The sequence below is a fragment of the Synechococcus sp. H55.9 genome (assembly GCF_047462355.1).
Lineage (GTDB): Bacteria > Cyanobacteriota > Cyanobacteriia > Thermostichales > Thermostichaceae > Thermostichus.
This window is the reverse complement of record NZ_JANSJB010000168.1, coordinates 1-1,693: the sequence shown is the minus strand read 5'-3', so window position 1 is coordinate 1,693 and position 1,693 is coordinate 1. Positions and strand designations below refer to the sequence as shown.

Here is a 1,693-nt window from a genome sequence, read left to right as displayed (position 1 = left end):
CAGAGGGGCGTGGCTGAGCGGGTGCATGAGCTAACAGGAGAGCCAGCAAGCTGGCCAGTGTTTGATGTGGCTGTGTGTACAGTCAGGGACTTACAGAGGCTGGGGCAACCCTTGAGAGCTAACTTTGGTTTTATCTTAGGAGAAGACTGCCAACTTCTCTTTAACTAATGCAGCTAAATTGATGACGTCTCCAATGCCTAGTTTGACTGTAAACGGGCTTAAGTTTTACGCGAAGATCTACGAAGATACAGTTTTTTATAGAGCGGCCTATTTTGACTTCCCCTCATCTGTTTCCGGCATAAAGACTATTGTTGACATTGGAGCTGATGTTGGGCTTGCTAGCCTCTGCTTTCGCGGATTTTGCCCGGATGCAGTTATTCATTGCTTTGAGGCGGATCCCCTGGCCTTGCAACTGCTGCAACAGAATACTCTTATTTTGGGCAACTGCCATGTGCATCCAGTGGGCCTAGCAGGGCAGAATAGCCTCAGGACTCGTCGTCTCTGGCCAGAAGACTCTCAAACAGAGTGGGGAGTGGAGCAGGTGCTGGCTTTTCGAGAAGCTAGGACAGCCTTGCAGGAGCTAGGTCTGGAGCGCATCGATGTGCTCAGGGTGGCTATAGGTGGACAAGGGGTAGAGGTGTTGACCAGTTTGGAGCCATGGCTCAAGGGCATCAAGGTTATCTATGTGGAGTTTGGCTCGGAGCAAGACCGCAAGCAGATTGACCAGATGCTGGATCCGTCTCACATGATCTGGCAGGGGGAGATTTTTCAAGGCAGCTATGGCTGTCTCTGTTATCTGAGTAGGGCTGCGCTCAGAAAAGGAGCTGACCAAAGTGGAAGAACGAGCCATGGAGCATAGCAAGACTGAATCCCTAGAGCCCTATATTCTCCTAAGCTGGCCAACTGGGGCAGATTACATTCCGCCTCCTGTTTTCTCAAATCGACAAGTGACCTTGTGTCCAGAAGGAAGAGCGAAAGGGTGGGGCTTCAATTTTTGTAGCATTCCTAAAGGCTTGATTGAGTGCCCTCAGAGAGATTATGACCTCTACGAGTTCGTACAGCGAACAGATCAAATCGAAGATAAAGAGTTTGATCTAGTCATAGTTTGGACTGCTAGCATCGAGCATAGCAACCCTTTCAACACCAAGAAGTTCGGCTGCCCAACTGTCCTGCTGGCTGGAGACACCCATCATCATGAGTTCCCTGTCACTTACCTTTTGACCTACTGGGCTACTGAAGGCTTTGATTATGTAGCTACTGCCTACACTCGCCAGCACCTCCACTGGTTTTCTGCAGCGGGAGCCAGAGATTTAGCGTGGCTGCCCTTGATCTCGATGCGCACTGTCACTCACGATTGGTCGGCAACGAGAGAAAGCAGAGTTGTGTTCGTAGGACAGTTGAACTCCATTAGCATGCCATCGAGATCCCTTTTTTTCAAAACTACCCTTCATCCTAGACGCTGTCGACTGGCTCAACTTTTGAGAAAAGCGAATTTACCCTTTCTTGCCCAAACTGCTAATCGAGAGGAAGCAGCTCGTCTGTTTGCTACTTCTTTGATTTCCTTCAACTGCAGTGCAAACGCAGATCTCAATCTTCGCAACCTGGAAGTGATCTCAGCAGGTGGCTTTTTGTTGACGGACAGTCTTTCTTTTGCCTCGGGCTTCGACGAGCTGCTGGTGCCGGGAACCTACTG

1 protein-coding gene and 1 pseudogene are annotated in these 1,693 nt (G+C 49.9%); both read left to right on the top strand.

Translation table 11 applies throughout. The features are described 5' to 3' along the window. The first annotated feature begins 406 nt into the window (after positions 1-406). Positions 407-859, top strand: coding sequence for a hypothetical protein (locus NW857_RS12825; RefSeq protein WP_414369182.1), 453 nt, complete (start codon positions 407-409; stop codon positions 857-859). Beyond that, a pseudogene (locus NW857_RS12820) lies at positions 834-1,693 on the top strand (glycosyl transferase family 1); the annotation flags it as partial. The gene NW857_RS12825 and the pseudogene NW857_RS12820, both read left to right, overlap by 26 nt.